Origin of the sequence: Pelagibacterium lacus (assembly GCF_003345525.1) — a bacterium.
Classification (GTDB): Bacteria; Pseudomonadota; Alphaproteobacteria; order Rhizobiales; family Devosiaceae; genus Pelagibacterium; species Pelagibacterium lacus.
Genome location: NZ_QQNH01000005.1, coordinates 1 through 20973, shown reverse-complemented (window position 1 = coordinate 20973; position 20973 = coordinate 1). Strand labels below are relative to the sequence as shown.

The window sequence follows — 20973 nt, the reverse complement described above, 5'->3', positions numbered from 1 at the left end:
ATGCCTTCAGTTCTTGTAGCCGATGTCGGACAGGAGATCGGACGCCGGTTCGCCCAGGACTATGCAGCGCGTGGATGGACGGTCTTTGCCGCCGGTCCCGGCGGGCCCTTCGATGCGCTTCCCAATGTCGTCTCCGTCTCCTATGACCCGATGGCCGAGGGCGGGGCCGACCGCCTCGCCCGGCAACTCGCCGGCACGGCGCTCGATGTGCTGATCGTCGTCGGTGGAGCGCATGGCACGCCGCCGCCGCCCGACGATACGTCTCCTGCCGTCTGGCAGTCGGCCATGATCACCAACGCCCTGGCCCCATTGGAGCTGATCAGCCGGCTGAAGGCCAATGTCATGGCGGGCGGGCAAAAGAAAATCGTCGCTGTGTCGCGCTGCTCGGCATCGATGGCCCTGCCGGGGGAGCCAGGGGATTATATCTCCCGGGCCTCGCGGGCCGCCATGCATCAACTCCTGCGCTGTATCGCAGCGGAGTGGAACGAGCCGGGGTGTAGCTGGATTCCCATTTGCCCCGCCGAGACACCGGATGTCGATGCATCGGTGCAAGCCATGCGGCAGGTCATCGCTTCGGCCGTGCCCCGGGAGGCCATGTCCCTGCTGTCCCATGACGGCAGGGAGCTGCCCTGGTAGGACCATTCCGGGCTGCGGATGCCGGAATGGTCCGGCTTGTCTATTTCAGGTCGGAATATCCGGTTGCCACGAACAGTTCTGACTGCAGGTTGGTCAGCTGCGCCGATCCCCCCGGAGGTGGCCAGATGCCTTCCTTGCTCGCTTGTCCCCGCGCCTTCATGCGGTCCTCGATGGTTTTGTAGGGCCAGATATGCACCATTTTGGTGGGCGCATCGCCGATCGATCCCATGACCATGAGCAGCTTTGACATTTGCTGCCGGCGTTCCACGATCTTGCTCCAGGCCTCCGCGGTCTCGGGCAGGCCGCCCGGGGCGATGGAATAGGTGCGGAATTCATAAAACGGCCCGAAGTCGCCCGGCGCGATCGGCGGCATGAAGAACAGGGGCTTGTACGCGTTGCGCACGACGGCGCCCAGATGCTTCTGAATGCCGAAGGGGTCGTCGGCTTCCAGGTCGCGGGCGCGGTCGGCCTGCAGGGCCTCGGCATTCTCATATGCCGCCAGCAGGATGAAGCGATTCAGCACGCCAAATTCGCATGCGAAACATCCCAGTGCCGTCCCATTGGGCGCGTAGCGCGCATAGGTCTCGGGCAGGATCGGCAGCACATCGCCCAGCCTGTTGGGCAGCAGGGCCAATTCGGTCAGATCGTAAATCAATGCTTTCCCCTTCGGTTGATGGTTCGCACAGTCCTACACGATCTTTGGTATGCCATCAATATTCCAATGGCACACATTATTGCCGTCATGGCCCATCGAGCTCCAGTACTTGCGCGCAGCGGGAGATGACGCGGGGGTCGTGGGTGACGATGAGCACGATCGTGTCCCCTTGCGCCGCGAACAGCCGGTCGAGGAAACGCTCGGCGGTCCGCGCGTCGAGGTTGCCGGTCGGCTCGTCGAGGATGAGGATGGGGGCCGCGCCATAGAGGGCGCGGGCGAGACCGATGCGCTGGACCTGGCCGCCGGAAAGCCGCCGCCCGAGTTCCCCGACCGGATGGCCTTCGGCGGGAAACGGCAGGTCGTCGAGGCAGGCGATGTGGAGGGCGCGCTGCAGGCGGTCGCGGTCGAAGTCGGCGCCGATGGTCACATTGCCGACGATATCGGTGTCGAACAGGGCCGGCTTCTGCGGGCAATAGCGCAACTGGCCCTGCCAGTCCGGGGCGTGGCGCGCCGTCAGCCGGACGCCTTCGACTTCCACCGCGCCCGCATCGGGCATGATGAGCCCGGCGATGATGTCGATGAGCGTGCTTTTGCCCGAGCCCGACGGCCCGGTGATGGCCAGCGATGTGCCGCGGCCCACCGAGAGCGACAGGTCTCGCAGCGTCGGGGCGGCGCTGCCGTGATGAGTGAAGCTGACGGCGTCGAGCGTGAAGCCGTTGGTGACCGGGGGCACTGGCGCCGGTTCCAGCGGCGGCTCGAGCCCGTCGACGAAGCGCGCCAGCTTGTCGAGCAGCGGCTGCCCGCTGCGCAGGCTGGCCAGATTGGCATAGAGCATGTGGCCGATCGGGAACAGTTTCAGGCCGGCGGCCGCGAACACCATGAGGGTCGAGAGGGCCGCCGGGTCCTGGGCTTCTCGGCCGGAGGCCAGCAAAAGCATGAAGGTGATGAGAAAGGCAAACAGGACCGCCTCGAGCATCAGCCTCGGCAGTTCGGAAAACAGAGTCCGTGCCCCGCCGGACGCCGCGATGCCTTCGCATGCGGCTGCAAAGGAGCGGGAAAACTCTGTCTCGAGCCGGGAGAGGCGCACCTCGCGGATGGCGTTGAGGGCATCGGTGCTGTAGCGATGGCGCAGCGCGTGGTTCTGGATCTGTGTGGCGGTTATGGCCGTCAGCCGCTGGCCGGACAGCGCGAAGACCAGCGCGTAGCATGTCACGAGGACCAGGGCCGCCACGGCGGTTTCGACCGGCCGCACCACCAGCATGAGCGTGCCGACGCAGAGCACCAGTGCCCCCTGGGCCAGCAGGCGGCCGAGGGGGATGGTCACCAGCGACATCAGTTCCTGCGCATCGTGCAGGAGCAGGGTGCGCAACTCGGCCGAATGGTGCCGGGTGTGCCAGGTCTGCGGCTGATCGAGGACGCGGGCGAACAGCCGGGCCGCAAGCCCATAGCCCACCGAAAGCGTGGTTTTCATCGTAAAGCGCAGCGCGAAGACGCGCACCGCAAGCCCGGCGACATAGAGCAGGATGACCGCCGCCACCAGACTCTCGCGCGACACGGCGATGGGCCCGATCGCGGCCGGTTCGGCGGAGAGGACGAAGGTCGCCAGCGGCAGGATGAGCGCGAGACTCCCCGCTTCGAAGATCGCGGCGAACAGCCCGGCGATCCAGGCCGATATCTGGCTCGACCAGCCGCGCGGGCTCAGAAGGGCTTTGAGGGACGCGATTTGTCCGGGCATGGCGGCCGACCGGCTCCCTTTCGTCATGGCCTGAGGGCGGCGGAAATTTTCGCTGCGAACCGCGCCCAGAAACGACGATCGGTGAGCCGGTGCCGATAGGCCGTCGCGCGCCCGCTGCGCCAGAAGTCCCGCCGCAGGAAACTGGCCGCGAGGTTGGCCGAACTGGCCAGCAGAACCCCCGCATGGCCGCGATGGCGCAGTTCGAGCTCGGCGATCAATCGGGCCGCGCCGAAGCTGCGTCGCCGCGCCGCGTCGTCCTCATGGAGGCACCAATCGGCCAGCGCGCGCCATTGGTGCCACAAATGCGCGCCGCCCCGTGCGGACAAGCGGTCCTGCGCCTGTTGCCGCTGCGTGTCGGTGAGGGCATCATAGAGCATTTCGCATTCCACGATGCCGCGCAGGAACAAGCCCCCATGCATGCTGGCCCGGTCGGAGCAGAGCGCGTGCACCATGGCGAGGATCAACTGGTCGGCCGGGTCGGGCAGATAGAGCGCTTCGGCGCCGGGCGCGGGTGTGGCGTGCTCGGCGATATTGCCCACCAGATAGGCATGCTGGCTGGAGGCGGGAAGCACATGCGGCTCGATGCGCGCCGCGTCGCGCTCGCGCCAGAACGGCCCGAGATCGTGCTGTCCGGGGGCGACGTCGAGCGAGGTCGGCATGGCCTGTCCCTCGTCCGTCGGGCGATAGCCGAGTTCGGCGAGAATCCTGAGCGGGGCGGCATCGTCGAGCAGCACGTCGAGATCGGCCATCTGGCGCATCCCCGAGCGCGGGTAGAGCGGACGGAACAGCTGGATGCTGCCCTTGAGCAGGACGATGCGGCAGCCATCGGCGCGCAGGGCCTGTTCCAGCTGCAGCAATTGCTGGCGCAGGTGCAGGTGATAGGAGGCGTAATATGCGGGCGGTCGGACGTTTCGCGGGTCGGTGACGCCGAGCGCGCAAAGCGGCGCGGCGAGCAGGGGAACCACCCTGTGGCTTCTGGCCAATTCGACAATGCCGCCGATCGGGACCCCCGCGGCCAGATGCGGTGCCAGAAGATCCCGCACGTCCCTGCCCCTGGCCGCTTCGAGGCAAAGGCGGGCAAAGGCGCGGAGGTCGATGGCGGCCATGAGAGAGAGTCCGAAGGAAATTGGTCCCCGACTCCTAGGCCATCATGCATCCGGGGTCGAGCGATAGTCTGTGAACGGGACGCATTGAAACCTCGCCCGATTGCTGTAAGCAGCAGAGAGAGCGCCCGCTCGTCAGAAGGCACAGGCATCCCCCATGGCCGTAAGCGAACCCGTCCAACTCTTGTCTGCGCCGCCCGTTGGGACTGACGGCAAGGGCGCGCGCTGGAAGCGCTGGTGTTCCGGCCCGGTCCGCTGTCGCCTGCCGGAGGGCGGGGTTACAGCGGGTCTGGCGGTGGTGGTGATCGGGTTTCGTGCCCAGAAGGGGCTGGTGGATGCGGTGGCCTCCCTGCTGGCGCAGGAGACCGTGCCGGAAATCGTCGTCGTCAATTCCGGCGGCGGCGATGCGGGAGCGCTGCTCGAACGCTTTGCCGGGCGCATTGGCATCATCGACGTGGCGCAACCACTCAGGGCCGGGGCGGCGCGCAATATCGGCATCGATGCGAGCAGCGCCCCCTATGTCGCCTTTCTCGCCGGCGATTGCCGGGCCGCGGACGGTTGGGTCGCGGCGCGTCTTGCCGCCCATGAGAAGGGCGCGCGCGCCGTGGCGTCGGCGATTGCCGTCCCGGGGCAGGAGAACGCTGCGGCCCTTGCCGCCCATCTGACGCTGTTCGGCCTGCGCTCGCCGCAGATGCGCCCGCCCCAGGCGCTGCGCTATGGCGTCTCCTATGCGCGGTCGGTGTTCGGCGAATTGGGCTATTTCAACGTCGCCTTGCGCATCGCCGAAGACACCGATTTCGCCCAGCGTCTCGGGCGGTCCCTGCCGGCGGCCTGGGTGCCCGCCATCCGCACGATCCATCGAAACCCCAGGACGGCCGTGGCGCTGGCCGGCGACATGTTCGGCCGTGGCCGGCGCGCGGCGCGGCGCAATGGTGCCAACACATCTATCAAGACCGTTATCGGCGATGCGCGGCAACGGGCCGGCGCCGCGCTGCGCATCGGCCGGGATGCGCTGGGATTCGATGGTGGAACGCTCAGGCGGACGAGGCCCTATGTCGCCCTCGCCAGCCTGGCCTATGCCCTGGGCCTGGCGCGGGGCGCGGCCCGCCTGGCGCGGGGGCAAAACCTGTTCGAGCGGGCTGAGGAGGCGGATCGGGCAGGACGCGGGGAGCGCGCGATTGCCTTGTTCGAGGCGGCCGTGGCGCTCGACCCCGAAAGTGTATGGTTTCGGCTGCATTGTGCCGATGCCCATCGCCGGCAGGGTTCGGACGGGGCCGCTGCGCATATCCGGCAGGCCATCGCGCTCTCGGCCTATCGCTCCGCGAACGCCCGGCGATTGGCCGCATGGCTGGCCGAGCGGCAGCTTCATTCCTATGGGGCGGAACTGGCCGAACTGGTCGGCTACACCCTGCCGTTTGAACGCGAGCTGCGGATGGGATCGGAGAGCGCCTCGTCATAGCGGAGGCCGGCTTGGGGGAAGCCGGCGGCGATGAAGCGCTTGAGGAGGAGCCCGTTCTTGCGCGCTTCGCCGCAGAGGTCGAGGTGAAAGCACGGGATTTTCGCGAGGAGGCGGGCATAAAAGGCCATTCCCGTTTCCGGTTCGGCCGGAAATTGATGCAGGTTGGAGGTCATCAGGGCCAGCATCGCCTCGCGGGCCTTGGCCGGGCGCAACAGGGGATGCTCGGCATGGGCGATATGGGGCAGCACGACCGCGCCGATCCGCAACTGGTCGGCAAAGGGGTCGGGATAGAAATCGGATGGGTCGAACATCACCTTGCCGCGCCAGTTCTCGTCCATATGGGCGGTCTGTTCCCTCAGTGCCGGATGCCGGTCGAGACCGGAGCGGTCCTGCTTCACCACCCGGAACAGAGGGTGGGCCATGCAGGCATCGGCCATGGCGAGGGCCACGTAATCGTCGCCGACCGTCTTGAGGCCCACCGAGAGGCCGGCCAGTGTGGTGCCGGATTTCCCCGCTCCCCCCGCGCCGAAGAGGACCACCCCGCGGCCTTCGTGACCCAGGGTCGCCGCATGGACAAGGCGCTGCGATCGCGCGTCCAGCATCCAGTGGAAATGGTGCCGTAACGGCGCCGTGGCGTCCCAGAGCGGCAGGGCGGCGCGGGAGGCGGTCAGTTGCACGCCGATATGTCGTGCCGTGTCGAAAAACTTCCAGGTCTGGGCCTGGAACGGATAGGCGGCGCGCAGCCCGGCCGCGCCGGCCAGGGCCTGGAACTGGTCCGGCGAACAGGTGGCCTGGTCGAGATCGGGCAGGGCGAGGCCGATGAGGTCTGGCCGGGACAGGACGAAGATGTGGGTCGAGGGCGGGCCGGATTGGGCCGTGTGGCAGAGGATATCGCAATAATCGTCCGCCATGGCCGTGTCGTCGAAGACCAGTTCGAGATCGATCCCGGCGACGGAAAGGGCGCGGCGGTCGAAACCGCCGGGCGGGGCGGAGGAAAGACGCTCGATCACCTGCCGCATCCAGACGATCGCGCCCGGCCCATCAATTGTCTCGACGGCATGCATGTTTTGCACTAATTCAAGCCCCTGAATTTTGTCCCCGATCGGCGTCCGCTGATCAACCCATACCCGCTAAATGTCCTCCGCTTCCATGGAAATCCGCAGCGTCGAAGTCCGCCACGCGAGCGCCGCCGTCGAAAGACGGGTGCGGGCCTGGTTCGAGACGGCCTCGCGGATCGGCGCGGTCGATGGCGGGCGCTCGGTGCATCTGCCCCATCCGGAAAAGCGGGGGGTGTCCCTCAAGATCAAGGGCGCCGGGGACCGGGGCGGCCCCATTCGCTTCGGCACGCGCCTCAACAACGGCCCGGTGGCGCCGCGCTTTGATTTCGACGGGCGCATGATGGTCGATATCGCCAGCGGCCACGACAATGCCTTTGTCGGCGGCGCCTCCTTCCAGCAGACGGCCACCGAGTTCCGCATGGCGGCGACGTTTGCGGAACTGGGCATTCCGGTGGTGCCCTGTGTCGGATATGGCCGGGTCGCCACCGACGCACATGTCTCGTGGTTTTCACTGCATGAATGGCCGCGCGGGCATGCGGACATTGCCGCCGACGAGACCGACAGCTATCGCTTGGTCAATCTCAGGCTCAGCGAACTCATGCTCGATCTCGCGGTCAACCACGGCAAGATCGGCTATTTCTGGTTCGCGCGCGGCCCCGTCCAGCAGGATCTGGCGTTCGACCTGCACCCCTTCGTGCAGCTCGATCCGCTGTCCGCCTCACAGCTGTCCTGGGTGATGCACTTGGCCTATGCCTATTACATCCGGTGCCGCGCCTGCGAGGTCTTCCCCGCCAAGGCCGGCGTCAGGAACCTCTCCCCCGATATCGCGGCCTTTCCACTTCGGGGTCTGCTTGCTGACGCAAATCATGCTGACTATACTGACCTGCGAACGCGGATCATCAGGCCATCCAAACGTCTCGGCGGTGAACAATTTTCATCGTCGACACTGGCCGCCATGCTAAAGGCCAGCCGTGTGGGGTCGGCGCTGTTGGAGCGCTGCCCCGAATCCTATACGCGGTGGACATGAGGGGGCTATCGCTCGAGGTGGACCCCATCCACCGGGGGCGCAGGTCATGACCATAGTGAAGCGAGACTCTTCCGAAAGCATCAGCGTGGTCATCCCCGCCTTCAATGCGGGAAAATACCTCAAAGACGCCATCGACAGCATTGGCCGGCAAACCCGCCGGGCTTCGGAGATCATCGTCGTCGATGACGGCTCGGAGGACGATACGGCCGAGGTCGCGCGCTCCGCGCCGGCGGTGCGCTATGTCCGCCAGGACAATGGCGGCGTCGCGTCGGCGCTCAATCACGGCGTGCGCGTCGCCAGTTCCGCCCTCATCGCCTTTCTCAGCGCCGACGACGTCTGGGACGCCGACAAGCTCGAACGCCAGGCCGCCGCGCTCGGCAATGCGCCGGGCCGGCTGGTGTTCGGGCATATGCGGCATTTTCTCTCTCCCGAATTGCCCGAAGCGGTGGCCAGAACCCTTGTCTGCCCGCCCGATCCCATGCCGGCCTATTCGGCTGGCACGCTGCTGACGCGGCGCGATACGTTCGGCGCGGTCGGGCCGTTCGACGAGAGTTTTGCCGTGGGCGAGTTCATCGACTGGTATGGCCGGGCCCGCGATGGGGGCATGGAGGTGGTGATGCTGGATGCTATCGTCTCCCTGCGGCGCGTCCACGATTCCAACTACAGCGCCCGGACCCTGCGCAGCAAGAGCTATGCTCCGGTCCTCAAGGCGACGCTGGACCGCCGCCGTGCCCAAGAGGGCGGCGCATGACCATCATCGCCCTGCTGCAGGCCCGCAATGAGGAGCGCTACCTGCCCGGGTGGCTGGACAATATCGCGCCCGCCGTCGATGCCATCATTGCCATCGATGACGGCTCCGCCGACGCGACTCCCGATCTCCTGGCCGCACATCCCAAGGTGATCGAGCTCATGCGCCGCCCCGTGGGAGAGCCCTGGCGCGAGCGTCATAATCACATCGACCTCATCAAGGCCGGGCGGCGCCATGGGGCGGACTGGTTCCTGTGCATCGACGCCGACGAGCGCGTCGAGCTGCGGTTCCAGCGCCAGCTCCCGCTCCTCGTCGCCGAGGCCGAGCAGCGCGGTGTCGAGGCCTTCGCCCTGCGGCTGCGCGAAATGTGGAATGACGATCGCCATTACCGCGTCGACGGCGTCTGGGGCACCAAGGCGCGCTACCGCCTGTTCCGCAACGATCCGGCCCATACCAAGTTCGATCCGCGCCAGCTGCATCGCTACTGGATGCCGCTGGAGATCGTCATGAGGCTGGGCCAGGTGGGCGCGAACCTGCCATTCGCGATCTACCATCTGCGCATGATCGCGCTCGCCGACCGGCAGGCGCGGGTCGAGCGATACAAGGCGCTGGACCCTACAAGCCAGTTCCAGCGCGAGGGCTATGACTATCTCGTCGACGAGACGGGAATCGAACTCGCCGCCATCGCCCCCGATGCGGATTTTCGAACCCGGCCCTAACCTCCCCCATCCCCGGTGCGATGCCCTCGCGCCTTCTTTCCCGGAGCCCCTATCATGAGCGAGACCTTTCTGAAGATTGCCGTTCCCAACTGCACGGCAGAGGAATTCGATGGCGAACTGGTCGCCATCAATCTCGAAACCGGCATCTATTTCAGCATCAAGGATGGCGGCGCCGTGATCTGGCGCGACCTCGTCGCGGGCCATTCGGTGCAAGCCCTCGCGACCCTGGCCGGCGACAACGCGGCTCTCGCGGAGGGCATTGCGGCCTTCGCCCGGCAATTGCTCGACAATGGCCTGATGCGCCCGGCCAGCGGCGCGCCGACCGCGAGCGCCCCGGCCGGCACCGCCGAAATCGTCGGCGGCATGGCCATTCCCGAGCTGGAATCGTTCGGCGACATGCAAAGCCTGCTGCTGCTCGATCCCGTGCATGAGGTCGATGCCGACGCCGGCTGGCCGCTCAAGGACCAGGGCTGACTCGATTGCCGGAACGGGCTCGGGCAGTCTCAGGGGACCTATTGGACCCGTCCTCCTGCCTCGTCTTGCAGGCCGTGTCCCACCGGGGGGCGCCGGCCGTCGCGGCCTACAAGGCCTGGCGCGCCCTCGGCAGCCTGGACGCGGCCGACCACAAGCATCACCGGGCCATGCCGCTGCTCGCCGAGGTGGCGGCGCGCGAAGGGATCGCCGACCCGGACCTCGCCCGCATGCGCGGTGTGGCGCGTCATTTCTGGGCCGGCAATGCAGCGCGGCTGGACCCGCTGGACAAGGCGTTGGCGGCGCTGGCCACCGCGCAGGTGACGCCGCTGCTTCTTTCGAGCGCAGCCGCGATGGTGCGCGATCCCGGCCTCGCCAAGCGCCGCGTCATCGCCTCGCTGGAGCTGCTTGTGGCGGAGGACCAGTTTCCCGACGCCTGCCGGGCGCTGGCCGCACAAGGCTTCGTTTCGCAAACGGGGCTCATTCTCGGTCCGGGTGAATCCACCATGGCCGCCGGCCCGCACGGGCTGCGGTTTTCCATAGCCGGGCGGCATGGCGATATCGTGCTGAGGACATCGGTCCTCGCCAGCATCACGGATACCGCTTTGGCCGATCGCCTTCGCGCCGCCAGCACCGTGGCGCTGCGGGCCGGCCATAAGGTGCGCCTGCCATCCTGCGCGCATCAAGTGTTCTGCGCCCTGGCGCACAATGCGCTCTGGGACGGGATGGCGTGCTTCACGCGCTTGCTCGAAGGGGAAGCCCTGCTGGCCATGGTGCCGCAGGCGATCGAGTGGACCGAGGTGACGGCGCTCGCCAAGCGCTATGGGGTCGAGGCCTTCGCGCTGGCCTATCTCGACATCCTCGCCCGCAACACGCCGCATGCCGTACCCGCCACTGTCCTTGCCGCCCTCGCTGACGCGGTCACGGCCGCGGGGCAGGACGAGTGGCGCCGCTGCACGGTCCGCCCCCGCGCGCGCGCGCCTTGGGTGGTCCGGCGCCTGTTCGCGCAGGACCTGCGCCATGAGCGCCACGCCCAGCCGATGGCGCCGGCCACCGTGCTGGAAAGGGCGGCGCGCCGCTTGCTGCCCGCTACCTTCGCCTTGCAACTGATCGGCCTTCTGGCGCAACAGCGGGTGCGCGGCCAGGCGATCGACCGCCTCACCATCGCCGAGCACCACCTCCTCGGAGGCGGCGCCGGCCAGATGCTGGTCGTCCTCCTGCCGCTCCGCAGCGCCCGGACGGCTGTGGTGTCGCTGACCCTGCGCGCGCTCGCGCCCGGCGCAGTATTGCACTGCGCGCTGCATGGCGGGGGGAAAACGGTGCGGTGTGACCTCGCCGGAGACGCGGCGCTGCCGGTCGAAATCCCGGCCTATCCTCTCCGCACTGCTCGGAACCTGGGGATGATCCTCGTTCATCTCGGCCCGACCCGGCCAGCCTGACCCATACCCATCGGGCCCGTATCGCGGTGCGCTAACAGCTTGGCCCGCAAGCCGAAAACCCATCCACGCTTTCCTGTCCACCGGTGTCTTCCCGCAATCGGCGGGGCGCACTGGTTTTGCGCTTGACAAAAAGAAGGTGTGCTGAGTAGTTTTTATCAGCATGCTGATTAAAATGTGCTGCAAGCGTGTTTGGGGCTTTGGACGAGGGAGGATGGGTTTGATGGAACGGATCAATCCGAGCCGTGTCGCCCCGGCGACCCGAGGCCTTGAGATGCCGCGGCAGCACTGCATGGCGCATTTGGTTTGAGGACAGGACATGTTACGCAAGATCGCCCTTGAAGAACACTTCATGACCCCCGGCTTCGAGAGCTATTCGGAAGCGTTCACCCGGCTGATGTCCGAGACCGAGTTCAAGGCGCTCTCGGCAAAGCTCTATGATTTCGACGACAAGCGCCTGGCCCTGATGGACGGCGCCGGCATCGACGTGATGATCCTCTCCCAGACCGGGCCCGGGGTTCAGGGGGAGGCCGATCCCGAGCTCGCCATCGCCAGGGCGCGCCAGGCCAATGATTTCCTCGCCGCCCAGATCGCGCGCCATCCGGCGCGCTATGCCGGCTTTGCCGCCCTGCCCATGCACCGGCCCCAGGAGGCGGTGGCCGAGCTCTCGCGCTGCGTCAACGAGCTGGGCTTCAGGGGCGCGCTGGTCAACGGCCACACCCTCGGGCAATATTACGACGATCCGGCCTATGATCCGGTGTGGAAGGCGCTGCAGGATCTCAGGGCGCCGCTCTATCTCCATCCCATCGATGCCCATGGCACCGCGCCGGCCTTTGCCGGGCGGCCGGAGCTGGCCGGCGCCATCTGGGGCTGGGGGGTGGAAACCGGCACCCATGCGCTGCGCCTCCTGTTCGGGGGCGTGTTCGACCGCTTCCCCGAGCTGACGGTGGTGCTGGGCCATATGGGGGAGGGGCTGCCCTTCCAGCGCTGGCGTTTCGATAGCCGCTTTGCGGTCTATTCCAACGGCGTGACGCTGGAGCGCCAGCCCTCGGACTATATCGGCAGCAATATCGTCATCACCACCTCGGGGGTGTGCTCGGATGCGGTGCTGGTCGCCGCGGTGGCCGAGATGGGCGAGGACGCCGTCATGTTCTCGGTCGATTATCCCTATGAATCCATCGAACTGGCCAACGCCTTCATCGAAGGCGCCTCGCTGCCCGATGCGACCAAGAAAAAAATATGCAAAGGCAATGCGGAGCGCCTGTTCCGTCTGTAAACTGGGCCGCTGGCCCTTGTCACCATCCGGCATGGAGGAGAGGCTTTGAACACGAACGAGATCATCATTATCGGCGGGGGCGTCGGCGGGCTGACGCTGGCCCTGATGCTGCACGAAAAGGGCGTTCCGGCACGGGTCTATGAAGCGGCGCCGCGGCTCGATCCCATCGGGGTCGGCATCAGCATCCTGCCCCATGCCAGCAAGCAGCTCTGCGATCTGGGCCTGCGCGACGCGCTGGCCGCCGTCGCCATCCAGGCCCAGGAATCGTGCTTTTACACGCGGTTCGGCCAATTGGCCTATAAGGAGAAGCTGGGGCTTTCGGCCGGCTATGACGTGCCACAGTTCCAGATCCATCGCGGCGACCTGCACGCCGTCCTGCTCGATGCCTTCATCGCGCGGGCCGGCCGCGACAAGGTGGTGACGGGCCATAAATGCGTGCGGGTCGAGGATACGGCCACCAGCGCCATCGTCCATTTCGTCGATCCGGCCGGCAACAGCCTCTCGCCGGTCGAGGGCCGCGCCGCCATCGCCGCGGACGGCATCCATTCGGCGGTGCGGGCGCAATTGTTCCCCGACGAGGGCGGGCCGATCTATTCGGGCGTCAACATGTGGCGCGGAGTCACCCGCTGGAAGCCCTATCTCACCGGCGCCAGCTATGTGCGGGCCGGCTGGCTGAGCCATGGCAAGATGGTCATCTACCCGATCCGCGACAATATCGACGGCGAGGGCACCCAGCTCATCAACTGGGTGGCCGAGATCGAGACGCCGGAATATGCGGTGCAGGACTGGAACCGCCGCGGCAAGCTCGAGGATTTCATCGGCGCCTTCGAGGACTGGCACTTCGATTTCCTCGACGTGCCGGCCATGATCCGGGCCGCCGACAGCATTCTCGAATATCCCATGGTCGACAAGGACCCGCTGCCCTTCTGGAGCCAGGGGCACATGACGCTGCTCGGCGATGCGGCCCATCCCATGTATCCGCGCGGCTCGAACGGGGCCGGCCAGGCCATTCTCGACGCGCGCAAGCTGGCCGACGAGCTCGCCAGCGGCGGCGATGTGGTCGATGCGCTGGCGGCCTATGACGCCGATCGCCGTGTGGCGACCGCCAAGGTGGTGCAGACCAATCGCACCAATCCGCCCGACGTCATCCTCAAGCTGGTGCATGAGCGCAGCGGCGACAAGCCGTTCGAGCGGATCGAGGACGTCATCTCCCCGGCCGAGCTGGCCGCGGTGAGCGACAGCTACAAGACCGTGGCCGGCTATGACCGCCAGAAGGTCGGCAACGCGTAACGGACCCACCCCATGGAACCGGCATCGTTTCTGGTCATCGTCACCGGGCTGGTCCTGGGGGGATTCGTCAAGGGGCTCACCGGCATGGGGACGCCCCTGGTCAGCATCCCGATCCTTGCCAGCGTGCTCGGGGTTCCGAGCACCATCGGGCTGTTGACCGTCTCCTATCTGGTCTCCAACCTGTCCCAGATCTGGAGCCATCGCACCGAGGGGCTGGAAGGGCAGGGCTATCTGCCCGGCTTCCTCGTCTGCGGCATAGCGGGGGTGGGGCTGGGGACGGCGGTGCTGGTCAACCTGCCGGTGCAATGGGCCTCCCTGGTCCTCGGTGTCCTGCTGGTGGTCTATTGCCTCGCCCGGCTGGCCAATCGCGACCGGATGAATCTCGCGCCGGCCACGTCGCGGCGGCTGGCGCCGGTCGCCGGGCTCGCGGCGGGGCTGCTGCATGGAGCAACCGGGATTTCCTCGCCCATCGGCGGGGCTTTCCTCCAGGCCATGAACATGACGCGCAGCCAGTACATGCTGGCGCTGTCGTCCATGCTGCTGCTGTTCTCGCTCGTGCAGGCCGGCAGCCTCCTCGCCTCCGGCCTCATCGACCTGCCGCTGCTCGCCGCCGGGTGCCTGGCGCTGGTCCCGGTGCTGGGCGGCATGTGGGTCGGCAACGCGCTCACCGAGCGGATGTCGCACGGGCTCTTCGACCGGACGGTGACGGTGCTGCTCACCGTGGTGGGGATCAAGCTGCTTTGGGACGGCCTCTCGGTTCTCCTGGCAGGCTGACGGTTTGGATGGCCTTGCCGGGCCTGTGCAAGTAATCTTGATCCCGGCACCCAAGTCTGGAGGCGGGGCCGATTGTCTCGGCCGCATAAACGCAGTATGCCCCGCGTCTGAAACCGGAAAGGATTCCCAGCCATGTCGAACGCACAAGCCGACGTTTTCGAGGCGCCTGATGACGCTTCTTCCGAAAAGGACGCGGCGCGGCCCGAGATCGCGGACAAGTCGCTCATGTCGCTCATCGAGGAAATGCCGCTCTGGCGCCGCCCGGGCTATCTCATCCGCCGCCTCAACCAGCTCCATTATGCGCTGTTCTTCGAGGAGTGCGGCAAGGAGATCACCCCGGTGCAATATGGCTTGCTGACCATCCTCTCGAGCACCTCCGACAGCGACCAGATCAGCATCGCCAACCGGCTGGGCATCGATCGCACCAATGTCGCCGACGTGCTGCGGCGTCTGGTGACCGCCGGGCTGGTGCGCCGCGAGCGCAGCAAGACCGACCGGCGCGCGATGATCGCCATGATCACCCCCGAGGGCGAGAAGCTGCTCGAGCGGATGCACCCGGCCATGGTGCGGGCGCAGGAGCGCATTCTCGAAGGCCTCAGCCCCGACGAGCGGACCGTGTTCATCGACCTGCTCATCCGGCTCCTGGCGGCCAATAACGAGCATGGCCGGGCGGCGCTCAAATTGGAAAAGCCTGAGGACTGATCCGGCGCTCCAGCGGCGGTGGCGCGACGGCACGAGGCGTTTCTGCGCCTCGTTTTTTTATGCCGAAGCGCCGCCGTTTCAAAGGCTTAACCCCGGAATGGGGTGTGCTGAGCAAAAAAAGGGAGGCACACTGATTAAATGCTTGACTCGGCCCGGCACGCGTTGCACAGTTTTCGTCGGAACAGGCTGCACCAAAGCTCGCAAGGTTCGCGCATATCGACGCGGGGCAGCGCTGGAACCGATCAATCAAAGGGTGTGGATATCATGATGGTAAAGAAATACGGCCTTTCCGCCGTCGCGATGGCGGCGGCGCTTTGCCTGTCCTTTCCGGGGCTGGCGCAGGACATCTGGATCGGCCTCAGCGCCGAGCCCTCCACCCTCGACCCGCAGGCGCGGGACGATGGCAGTGAACGCGCCGTAAGCGACAACGTCTATGAGGCGCTGATGGCGCGCAACGCCCAGGGCGAGCTGATCCCGGGCCTGGCCGCCGCCGAGCCGGTGCAGGTCGACGAAACCACCTGGGAGTTCAAACTCCGCGAGGGCATCAGCTTCCACAATGGCGAGCCCTTCAACGCCGATGCGGTGGTCTACAGCGTCAACCGGGTCATTGCCCCCGAGTTCAATTCCGAGCAATTGTCCTATTACGCCTCGATCAACGGCGCCGAGGCGGTGGACGAATACACCGTGCGCATCACCACGTCGGGCGCCGATCCCATCCTGCCCTCGCGCATGTACTGGATGAAGATGGTGCCGCCGGCCTATGGCGAGGACCCCCAGTTCGCCGCCGCCCCGGTCGGAACCGGCCCCTACAAATTCTCCGGCTGGATGCGCGGCTCGGAGATCATTCTCGAGGCCAATGCCGATTACTGGGATGGCGAGCCCGAAATCGACCTCGTGCATTATCGCTTCATCGCCGAGCCGGGCGCGCGCCTTGCCGGCCTGATGTCGGGCGAGCTCGACGTCATCACCAACCTGCTGCCCGAATTCGTCGACGTGGTCCCCAATGCGGTGACCGTCGAGGGGCTGGAGACCTCGGTCATCGTGCTGTCGACCGAAAATCCGGTCACCGGCATTCCCGAGGTGCGCCAGGCGCTCAACATCGCCATCGACCGCAACTCGCTGGCCGAGAACGTGTTCGGCGGCTATGCGCAGCCGGCCCGCGGGCAATTGGTCAATCCGGCCGCCTTCGGCTTCAACGAGGCGCTCGAAGCCTATCCCTACGATCCCGAGGGGGCCCGGGCGCTGATCGAATCCAGCGGCGCCGCCGGCCAGACCATCACGTTGCTCGGCCAGGCCGGCCGCTGGCTGAAGGACCGCGAACAGCTCGAAGCCGTGGCCGCCTATTGGCAGGCGACCGGCCTCAACGTCAATGTCGAGATCGACGAATGGGGCGCCTATCTGACCCGGTTGTTCGATCCCGCCAACCGTCCCGATGCGGTGCTCGCCGTCAATTCCGACGAAGTGCTCGACGCCGACCGTCCGCTTTCCTGGGCCTATCAGATGGGCGAAGGCGCGTCGTCGAACGCCGATGCGGAACTGGCCGAGTGGATCAGCCAGGCGCGCATGGAGACCGATGTCGAGACGCGGGCGCAGCTCTACGGCGAGATCACCCAGCACGTCTATGACGGCAATTACGCCGTCCCGCTGCTCAACATGCAGGACATTTACGGGGTTTCCGGGAGGATGGAATGGCAGCCCCGCGTCGATGCCAAGCTCATCGTGAAGGAAATGTCCGTCAACGAGTAGCGACCGGATAAGGCTGGCGGGAGGAGGATATCATGGGTTCGTATATCGTGCGGAGGCTGTGGCAGGGCATTCTCGTGGTGCTTGCCGTGACGACGATCGTCTTCGTCGTCACCCGCCTCGTCGGCAACCCCGTCGATATCATGCTTCCTCTTTCCGCCACCACCGAACAGCGGGCCGCCTTCGCCCATCAGATCGGGCTCGATCGCCCGATCCTCGAGCAGTTCGGCACCTTCGTCTGGGATGCGATCCATCTCGATTTCGGCGACAGCCTGTGGCAGCGCCGCGCCGCCATGGAGGTGGTGCTCGAACGCCTGCCCAACACGCTGCTGCTGCTCGTCTCGGGCATCGGCACGGCCATCGTCCTGTCGCTGCCGCTGGGAACCATCGCCGCGTTGCGGCCCGGCGGCATCGTCGACCGCCTCATCGTGGGGCTGGGCCTTCTCGGCCTGTCCCTGCCCCAGTTCTGGGTCGGGCTGATGCTGATCATCACCTTTTCCGTGGTCTTCGGCCTCCTGCCCACCTCCGGCATCGGCACCCCGGCCCATATCATCCTGCCCTCCATCGCCATGGCGCTGCCCTCGCTGGCCCGGCTGTCCATGCTGGTGCGCTCGGCCATGCTCGACGAACTCAACAAGCAATATATCCAGACGGCGCGCGCCAAGGGCATGCCGCTGCATCGCATCGTCACCGTGCACGGCTTCCGCAACATCCTCGCCGGTTTCCTCACCATGAGCGGCTGGGAGGTGATCTATGCCCTCGCCGGGTTCAGCGTCGTGGTGGAGACGGTGTTCGCGTGGCCCGGGCTGGGGCAGACGGCCCTGCAGGCCATCCAGCGCAGCGATCTGTTCCTGCTGCAGGCCATCGTCTTCTGCGTCGCCATCCTGATCGTGCTGATCAACCTGGCCCTCGACATCATCTACAAGCTCGTCGATCCCCGTATCGACCTCAATTGAGGACGCGCCATGTCTCTTGATATCGCAGCGCCGGCAGCCCGGAGGCCCTTCGCACGCACGGGGCGCCTGCTGCTCGAAATCTGGCACGATCGCTCGGCCGCCTTCGGTCTCTCGGTGATCGTCGTCATCCTCTTCTGCGCCGTGTTCGCCCCCTGGGTCGCGCCCTATGATCCGGGCGCGCAGGATCTGGGCGCCCGTCTGGTGCCGCCCTTCTGGCTGGAGCGCGGCAGCCTCGCCCATATCCTGGGCACCGATCACCTGGGGCGCGACATCCTTTCGCGCATCATCCACGGGTCGCGCGCCTCGCTGCTGGTCGCCGCCTCGGTGGTGCTGATCGCCGGCACGTTCGGGACCATTATGGGCCTGTGGGCTGGGTTCCGCGGCGGGCGCACCGACTCGGTCATCATGCGCATCGTCGACATCCAGGTGGCATTGCCGGCCCTCCTGCTCATCCTCCTCGTCATCTCGGTGGTGGGGCCTGGCATCGCGACGATGATCGTCGTGCTCTCCATCGCCAACTGGATGGTCTATGCGCGGCTGGTGCGCTCCATCGTCCTTTCGGTGCGCCAGCTCGAATATATCGAGGCGGCGGAAATGATCGGCTGCCGGCCGGGGCGCGTGGTGTTCAGCCACCTCCTGCCCAATCTCATCTCGCCGCTGCTCACCCTCGCCATCCTCGAATTCACCAATATCATCCTCGCCGAAGCGGCGCTGTCCTTCCTGGGGCTGGGCGTGCAGCCGCCGGCGACCAGCTGGGGCCTCGATGTGGCCAATGGCAAGGATTACCTGTTCGTCGCCTGGTGGCTGGTGACCTTTCCGGGCCTGTGCATCTCGATCACGGTGATCGCCATCAACCTGCTCGCCAATTGGGTGCGGGTGACCACCGATCCGCAGGAGCGCGAGAAGCGCTATGCCCGCCATCGCGCCGGACGGCGTCGGCAGGCGGCGCGCCAGCCCGTGGGAGGACAGCAATGAGTGCGGTTGCAGAGGACGACCTCCTGGTCATCGACGATCTACACGTCCAGTTCGACACGCGGGCCGGCGTCATCCACGGGCTGCGGGGCCTCTCGCTCACCGTGGCGCGCGGGGAAACCCTGGGCATTGTGGGCGAGTCCGGTTCGGGCAAGAGCGTCATGGCCCAGTCGGTCATGGGGCTGATCGATACCCCGGGCGAGATCGTGCGCGGCGACATACGCTTCAAGGGGCGCTCCCTGCTCGGCCCCAAAGGCCGGTCCTATGGCCGCAAGATCCGCGGCCGCGAACTGGCGATGATCTTCCAGAATCCCATGACCTCGCTCAACCCGCTCATGACCATCGGCGCGCAGATCGAGGAGGTGATCGTCCACCATCTGGGCAAGTCGGCGCGCGAGGCGCGGCAGCGGGCGCTCGAACTGCTCGACCTGGTGGGGATCACCTCGCCCGTCTCGCGGCTCAGCCAGCTTCCGCACGAGCTTTCGGGCGGCATGAAGCAGCGCATCATCATCGCCATGGCCATCGCCTGCGAGCCCGAACTGCTCATCGCGGACGAACCGACCACGGCGCTCGACGTGACGGTGCAGGCCCAGATCCTCGAATTGATCAACGACATCCAGAAGGCGATGAACCTCTCGATCATCCTCATCACCCACGATCTGGGCGTGGTGGCCCAGAGCTGCCACCGGGTGATGGTCATGTATGCGGGCAAGGAGATGGAGGAGGCGCCGGTGGGCCAGCTGTTCAGCCGCCCGGCCCATTACTACACCGCCGGCCTGCTGCGCTCGACGCCGCGGCTGCGCGACAGCAGCGACCGGCTGTTCTCCATCGACGGGGCGCCGCCGAGCCTGATCGATCCCCCGACCGGATGCCCGTTCTTCGACCGCTGCGAGGCGCGCACCGAGGAGTGCAGGATGGACCCCCCCGCCGTCACGACGGGAAACCAGGCAAAGGCGATGTGCTGGCATGTCTAGAAGCGACGCGATGACTTTTCTGGGGTCGACCATGACCAATGCCTCCCATCAGGGCGGTTTCGCGGGCGCGGCCTCGGGGGCGGAGGCCCGTTCGGGGCTCGAGTCTGAAAGCCCCGCCGCCGCCGATGGCCCCATTCTCAGCGTTAAGGGGCTGGGGGTGCGCTATCCGCTGGGCAAGCGCAGCTTTTGGGGCGAGCGGACCTATTTCGAGGTTCTCGACGACGTCTCCTTCGAGATCGCCCGCGGCGAGACGCTGGGGCTCGTGGGGGAATCGGGCTCGGGCAAGTCGACCATCGGGCGCACCATCCTGCGGCGGATCGAGCGCACCGCCGGCACCATCACCTTCGAGGGCCGGGACATCAGCGATCTGGGCGGGGAGCCGTTGCGCAAGCTGCGCCGGCGCATGCAGCTCATCTTCCAGGACCCTTATTCCAGCCTCAATCCGCGCATGAACGTGATGAGCATCATCGCCGAACCGCTGGTCGTGCATGGCATCGTCGGGAGCTTTGCCGAGGCGCGCCCGCAGGTGCTGGCGCTGCTCGATCGGGTCGGGATGCCGGCTTCGGCGGCCGAGCGCTATCCGCACCAGTTCAGCGGCGGGCAGCGCCAGCGCATCGGCATCGCCCGCGCCCTGGCGCTCAAGCCCAGCTTCATCGTGGCCGACGAGCCGGTCTCGGCGCTCGACGTCTCGGTGCGGGCGCAGGTGGTCAACCTCATGCAGGAATTGCAGGAGGAGCTGGGCATCAGCTTCCTGTTCATCGCCCATGACCTCAGCGTCGTGCGGCACATCTCGCAGCGCGTGGCCATCCTCAATTCCGGCCAGATCGTTGAGATCGGGGCGCGCGACGCGATCTATGAACGCCCGCTCCATCCCTATACGCAGACGCTGCTGTCGGCGGTGCCCGAGCCCGATCCGACCATCAAGCTGGCGCGCCAGGACAGGAAGCGCGCCGGCGGGCCGGTTCCGGATGCGACGGGCACCGGGTGCCGCTTTCTCGGCCGCTGCCCGCTGGCCTCCGATGTCTGCCGCGAGAAAAAGCCGGTGCTGGAACCCAAGGGCGTCGATCACTGGGTGGCGTGCTGGAACGCCTGAATACGTTTTTTCAAATTGCAGGAGGGCTTCGTGCCAACCCCCTATCGCATTGGTCAGATTGTCCCGTCCTCGAATGTTACGATGGAGACGGAGATTCCGGGTTTGTTGCGGGCGCGGGAGGGGATTTTGCCGGAGCGGTTCACGTT

20 protein-coding genes and 1 pseudogene are annotated in these 20973 nt (G+C 66.6%); 17 read left to right on the top strand and 4 right to left on the bottom strand.

All coding sequences use genetic code 11. The features are described 5' to 3' along the window. Nucleotides 1–636 (top strand): SDR family NAD(P)-dependent oxidoreductase, encoded by a 636-nt coding sequence (locus DVH29_RS05125; RefSeq protein WP_114645091.1) that lies wholly within the window; start codon nt 1–3, stop codon nt 634–636. Between the two features lie 40 nt (nt 637–676). Here DVH29_RS05125 and DVH29_RS05120 read toward each other — a convergent pair whose 3' ends face one another. From DVH29_RS05120 to DVH29_RS05110, 3 genes are all read right to left on the bottom strand, one after another. Then, nucleotides 677–1270, bottom strand: coding sequence for an NIPSNAP family protein (locus DVH29_RS05120; protein ID WP_147276005.1), 594 nt, complete (start codon nt 1268–1270; stop codon nt 677–679). A gap of 106 nt (nt 1271–1376) precedes the next feature. Beyond that, entirely contained in the window at nt 1377–3026 is a 1650-nt protein-coding gene (locus DVH29_RS05115; protein WP_158541565.1) for an ATP-binding cassette domain-containing protein, read from the bottom strand. A gap of 23 nt (nt 3027–3049) precedes the next feature. Next, the gene (locus tag DVH29_RS05110) at nt 3050–4132 is read right to left on the bottom strand and encodes a nucleotidyltransferase family protein (RefSeq protein ID WP_114645088.1); all 1083 of its coding nucleotides are present in this window, start codon (nt 4130–4132) and stop codon (nt 3050–3052) included. A gap of 154 nt (nt 4133–4286) precedes the next feature. Here DVH29_RS05110 and DVH29_RS05105 point away from each other — a divergent pair, with 154 nt between their 5' ends. Further along, nucleotides 4287–5588 (top strand): glycosyltransferase family 2 protein, encoded by a 1302-nt coding sequence (locus tag DVH29_RS05105; protein WP_114645087.1) that lies wholly within the window; start codon nt 4287–4289, stop codon nt 5586–5588. Here the strand turns inward: DVH29_RS05105 and DVH29_RS05100 are convergent. Next, the gene (locus DVH29_RS05100) at nt 5531–6598 is read right to left on the bottom strand and encodes a phosphoenolpyruvate carboxykinase (ATP) (RefSeq protein WP_158541564.1); all 1068 of its coding nucleotides are present in this window, start codon (nt 6596–6598) and stop codon (nt 5531–5533) included. The two genes, DVH29_RS05105 and DVH29_RS05100, sit on opposite strands and share 58 nt — an antisense overlap. Before the next feature lie 124 nt (nt 6599–6722). Here DVH29_RS05100 and DVH29_RS05095 point away from each other — a divergent pair, with 124 nt between their 5' ends. The 15 genes and pseudogenes from DVH29_RS05095 to DVH29_RS16575 form a co-directional block, all read left to right on the top strand. Further along, nucleotides 6723–7673: a hypothetical protein gene (locus DVH29_RS05095; RefSeq protein WP_147276003.1), complete on the top strand. Its 951-nt coding sequence runs from the start codon at nt 6723–6725 to the stop codon at nt 7671–7673. Between the two features lie 46 nt (nt 7674–7719). Next, nucleotides 7720–8424 carry a glycosyltransferase family 2 protein gene (locus DVH29_RS05090; protein WP_114645084.1) on the top strand — a complete coding sequence of 235 codons (705 nt, stop codon included), beginning with the start codon at nt 7720–7722 and terminating at the stop codon, nt 8422–8424. Beyond that, nucleotides 8421–9140: a glycosyltransferase gene (locus tag DVH29_RS05085; protein WP_114645083.1), complete on the top strand. Its 720-nt coding sequence runs from the start codon at nt 8421–8423 to the stop codon at nt 9138–9140. Before DVH29_RS05090 ends, DVH29_RS05085 begins: the two co-directional genes overlap by 4 nt. A 54-nt stretch (nt 9141–9194) precedes the next feature. Next, nucleotides 9195–9614, top strand: coding sequence for a PqqD family protein (locus DVH29_RS05080; protein WP_114645082.1), 420 nt, complete (start codon nt 9195–9197; stop codon nt 9612–9614). A 41-nt stretch (nt 9615–9655) separates the two neighbouring features. Beyond that, nucleotides 9656–11050, top strand: a complete 1395-nt coding sequence (locus tag DVH29_RS05075; RefSeq protein ID WP_147276002.1) for a nucleotidyltransferase family protein — start codon at nt 9656–9658, stop codon at nt 11048–11050. A gap of 316 nt (nt 11051–11366) precedes the next feature. Next, nucleotides 11367–12323, top strand: a complete 957-nt coding sequence (locus DVH29_RS05070; protein WP_114645080.1) for an amidohydrolase family protein — start codon at nt 11367–11369, stop codon at nt 12321–12323. Nucleotides 12324–12368: 45 nt separating this feature from the next. Continuing rightward, nucleotides 12369–13613 carry a flavin-dependent oxidoreductase gene (locus tag DVH29_RS05065; RefSeq protein ID WP_114645079.1) on the top strand — a complete coding sequence of 415 codons (1245 nt, stop codon included), beginning with the start codon at nt 12369–12371 and terminating at the stop codon, nt 13611–13613. A gap of 12 nt (nt 13614–13625) precedes the next feature. Then, nucleotides 13626–14387: a sulfite exporter TauE/SafE family protein gene (locus DVH29_RS05060; protein ID WP_114645078.1), complete on the top strand. Its 762-nt coding sequence runs from the start codon at nt 13626–13628 to the stop codon at nt 14385–14387. 132 nt (nt 14388–14519) lie between these two features. Further along, the gene (locus tag DVH29_RS05055; protein WP_245944883.1) at nt 14520–15089 is read left to right on the top strand and encodes a MarR family winged helix-turn-helix transcriptional regulator; all 570 of its coding nucleotides are present in this window, start codon (nt 14520–14522) and stop codon (nt 15087–15089) included. 264 nt (nt 15090–15353) lie between these two features. Further along, nucleotides 15354–16835 (top strand): ABC transporter substrate-binding protein, encoded by a 1482-nt coding sequence (locus tag DVH29_RS05050; RefSeq protein WP_439331613.1) that lies wholly within the window; start codon nt 15354–15356, stop codon nt 16833–16835. Nucleotides 16836–16867: 32 nt separating this feature from the next. Then, nucleotides 16868–17788, top strand: a complete 921-nt coding sequence (locus tag DVH29_RS05045) for an ABC transporter permease (RefSeq protein ID WP_114645077.1) — start codon at nt 16868–16870, stop codon at nt 17786–17788. Nucleotides 17789–17797: 9 nt separating this feature from the next. Next, nucleotides 17798–18763, top strand: coding sequence for an ABC transporter permease (locus DVH29_RS05040; protein ID WP_114645076.1), 966 nt, complete (start codon nt 17798–17800; stop codon nt 18761–18763). Next, nucleotides 18760–19734, top strand: coding sequence for an ABC transporter ATP-binding protein (locus tag DVH29_RS05035; protein WP_114645075.1), 975 nt, complete (start codon nt 18760–18762; stop codon nt 19732–19734). The genes DVH29_RS05040 and DVH29_RS05035 overlap by 4 nt, the downstream gene beginning before the upstream one ends. Then, nucleotides 19727–20827: an ABC transporter ATP-binding protein gene (locus tag DVH29_RS05030; RefSeq protein ID WP_245944882.1), complete on the top strand. Its 1101-nt coding sequence runs from the start codon at nt 19727–19729 to the stop codon at nt 20825–20827. Before DVH29_RS05035 ends, DVH29_RS05030 begins: the two co-directional genes overlap by 8 nt. 30 nt (nt 20828–20857) lie before the next feature. After that, nucleotides 20858–20973 (top strand): annotated as a pseudogene (locus DVH29_RS16575) (Asp/Glu racemase); the annotation flags it as partial.

What these genes read in the sequence shown, in the direction of transcription:
- DVH29_RS05125 (WP_114645091.1), top strand. Translation starts at nt 1, where the DNA reads ATGCCTTCAGTTCTTGTAGCCGATGTCGGACAGGAGATCGGACGCCGG.
- DVH29_RS05115 (WP_158541565.1), bottom strand. Translation starts at nt 3,026, where the DNA reads ATGCCCGGACAAATCGCGTCCCTCAAAGCCCTTCTGAGCCCGCGCGGC.
- DVH29_RS05110 (WP_114645088.1), bottom strand. Translation starts at nt 4,132, where the DNA reads ATGGCCGCCATCGACCTCCGCGCCTTTGCCCGCCTTTGCCTCGAAGCG.
- DVH29_RS05105 (WP_114645087.1), top strand. Translation starts at nt 4,287, where the DNA reads ATGGCCGTAAGCGAACCCGTCCAACTCTTGTCTGCGCCGCCCGTTGGG.
- DVH29_RS05095 (WP_147276003.1), top strand. Translation starts at nt 6,723, where the DNA reads ATGTCCTCCGCTTCCATGGAAATCCGCAGCGTCGAAGTCCGCCACGCG.
- DVH29_RS05090 (WP_114645084.1), top strand. Translation starts at nt 7,720, where the DNA reads ATGACCATAGTGAAGCGAGACTCTTCCGAAAGCATCAGCGTGGTCATC.
- DVH29_RS05085 (WP_114645083.1), top strand. Translation starts at nt 8,421, where the DNA reads ATGACCATCATCGCCCTGCTGCAGGCCCGCAATGAGGAGCGCTACCTG.
- DVH29_RS05080 (WP_114645082.1), top strand. Translation starts at nt 9,195, where the DNA reads ATGAGCGAGACCTTTCTGAAGATTGCCGTTCCCAACTGCACGGCAGAG.
- DVH29_RS05070 (WP_114645080.1), top strand. Translation starts at nt 11,367, where the DNA reads ATGTTACGCAAGATCGCCCTTGAAGAACACTTCATGACCCCCGGCTTC.
- DVH29_RS05060 (WP_114645078.1), top strand. Translation starts at nt 13,626, where the DNA reads ATGGAACCGGCATCGTTTCTGGTCATCGTCACCGGGCTGGTCCTGGGG.
- DVH29_RS05055 (WP_245944883.1), top strand. Translation starts at nt 14,520, where the DNA reads ATGTCGAACGCACAAGCCGACGTTTTCGAGGCGCCTGATGACGCTTCT.
- DVH29_RS05050 (WP_439331613.1), top strand. Translation starts at nt 15,354, where the DNA reads ATGATGGTAAAGAAATACGGCCTTTCCGCCGTCGCGATGGCGGCGGCG.
- DVH29_RS05045 (WP_114645077.1), top strand. Translation starts at nt 16,868, where the DNA reads ATGGGTTCGTATATCGTGCGGAGGCTGTGGCAGGGCATTCTCGTGGTG.
- DVH29_RS05040 (WP_114645076.1), top strand. Translation starts at nt 17,798, where the DNA reads ATGTCTCTTGATATCGCAGCGCCGGCAGCCCGGAGGCCCTTCGCACGC.
- DVH29_RS05035 (WP_114645075.1), top strand. Translation starts at nt 18,760, where the DNA reads ATGAGTGCGGTTGCAGAGGACGACCTCCTGGTCATCGACGATCTACAC.
- DVH29_RS05030 (WP_245944882.1), top strand. Translation starts at nt 19,727, where the DNA reads ATGTCTAGAAGCGACGCGATGACTTTTCTGGGGTCGACCATGACCAAT.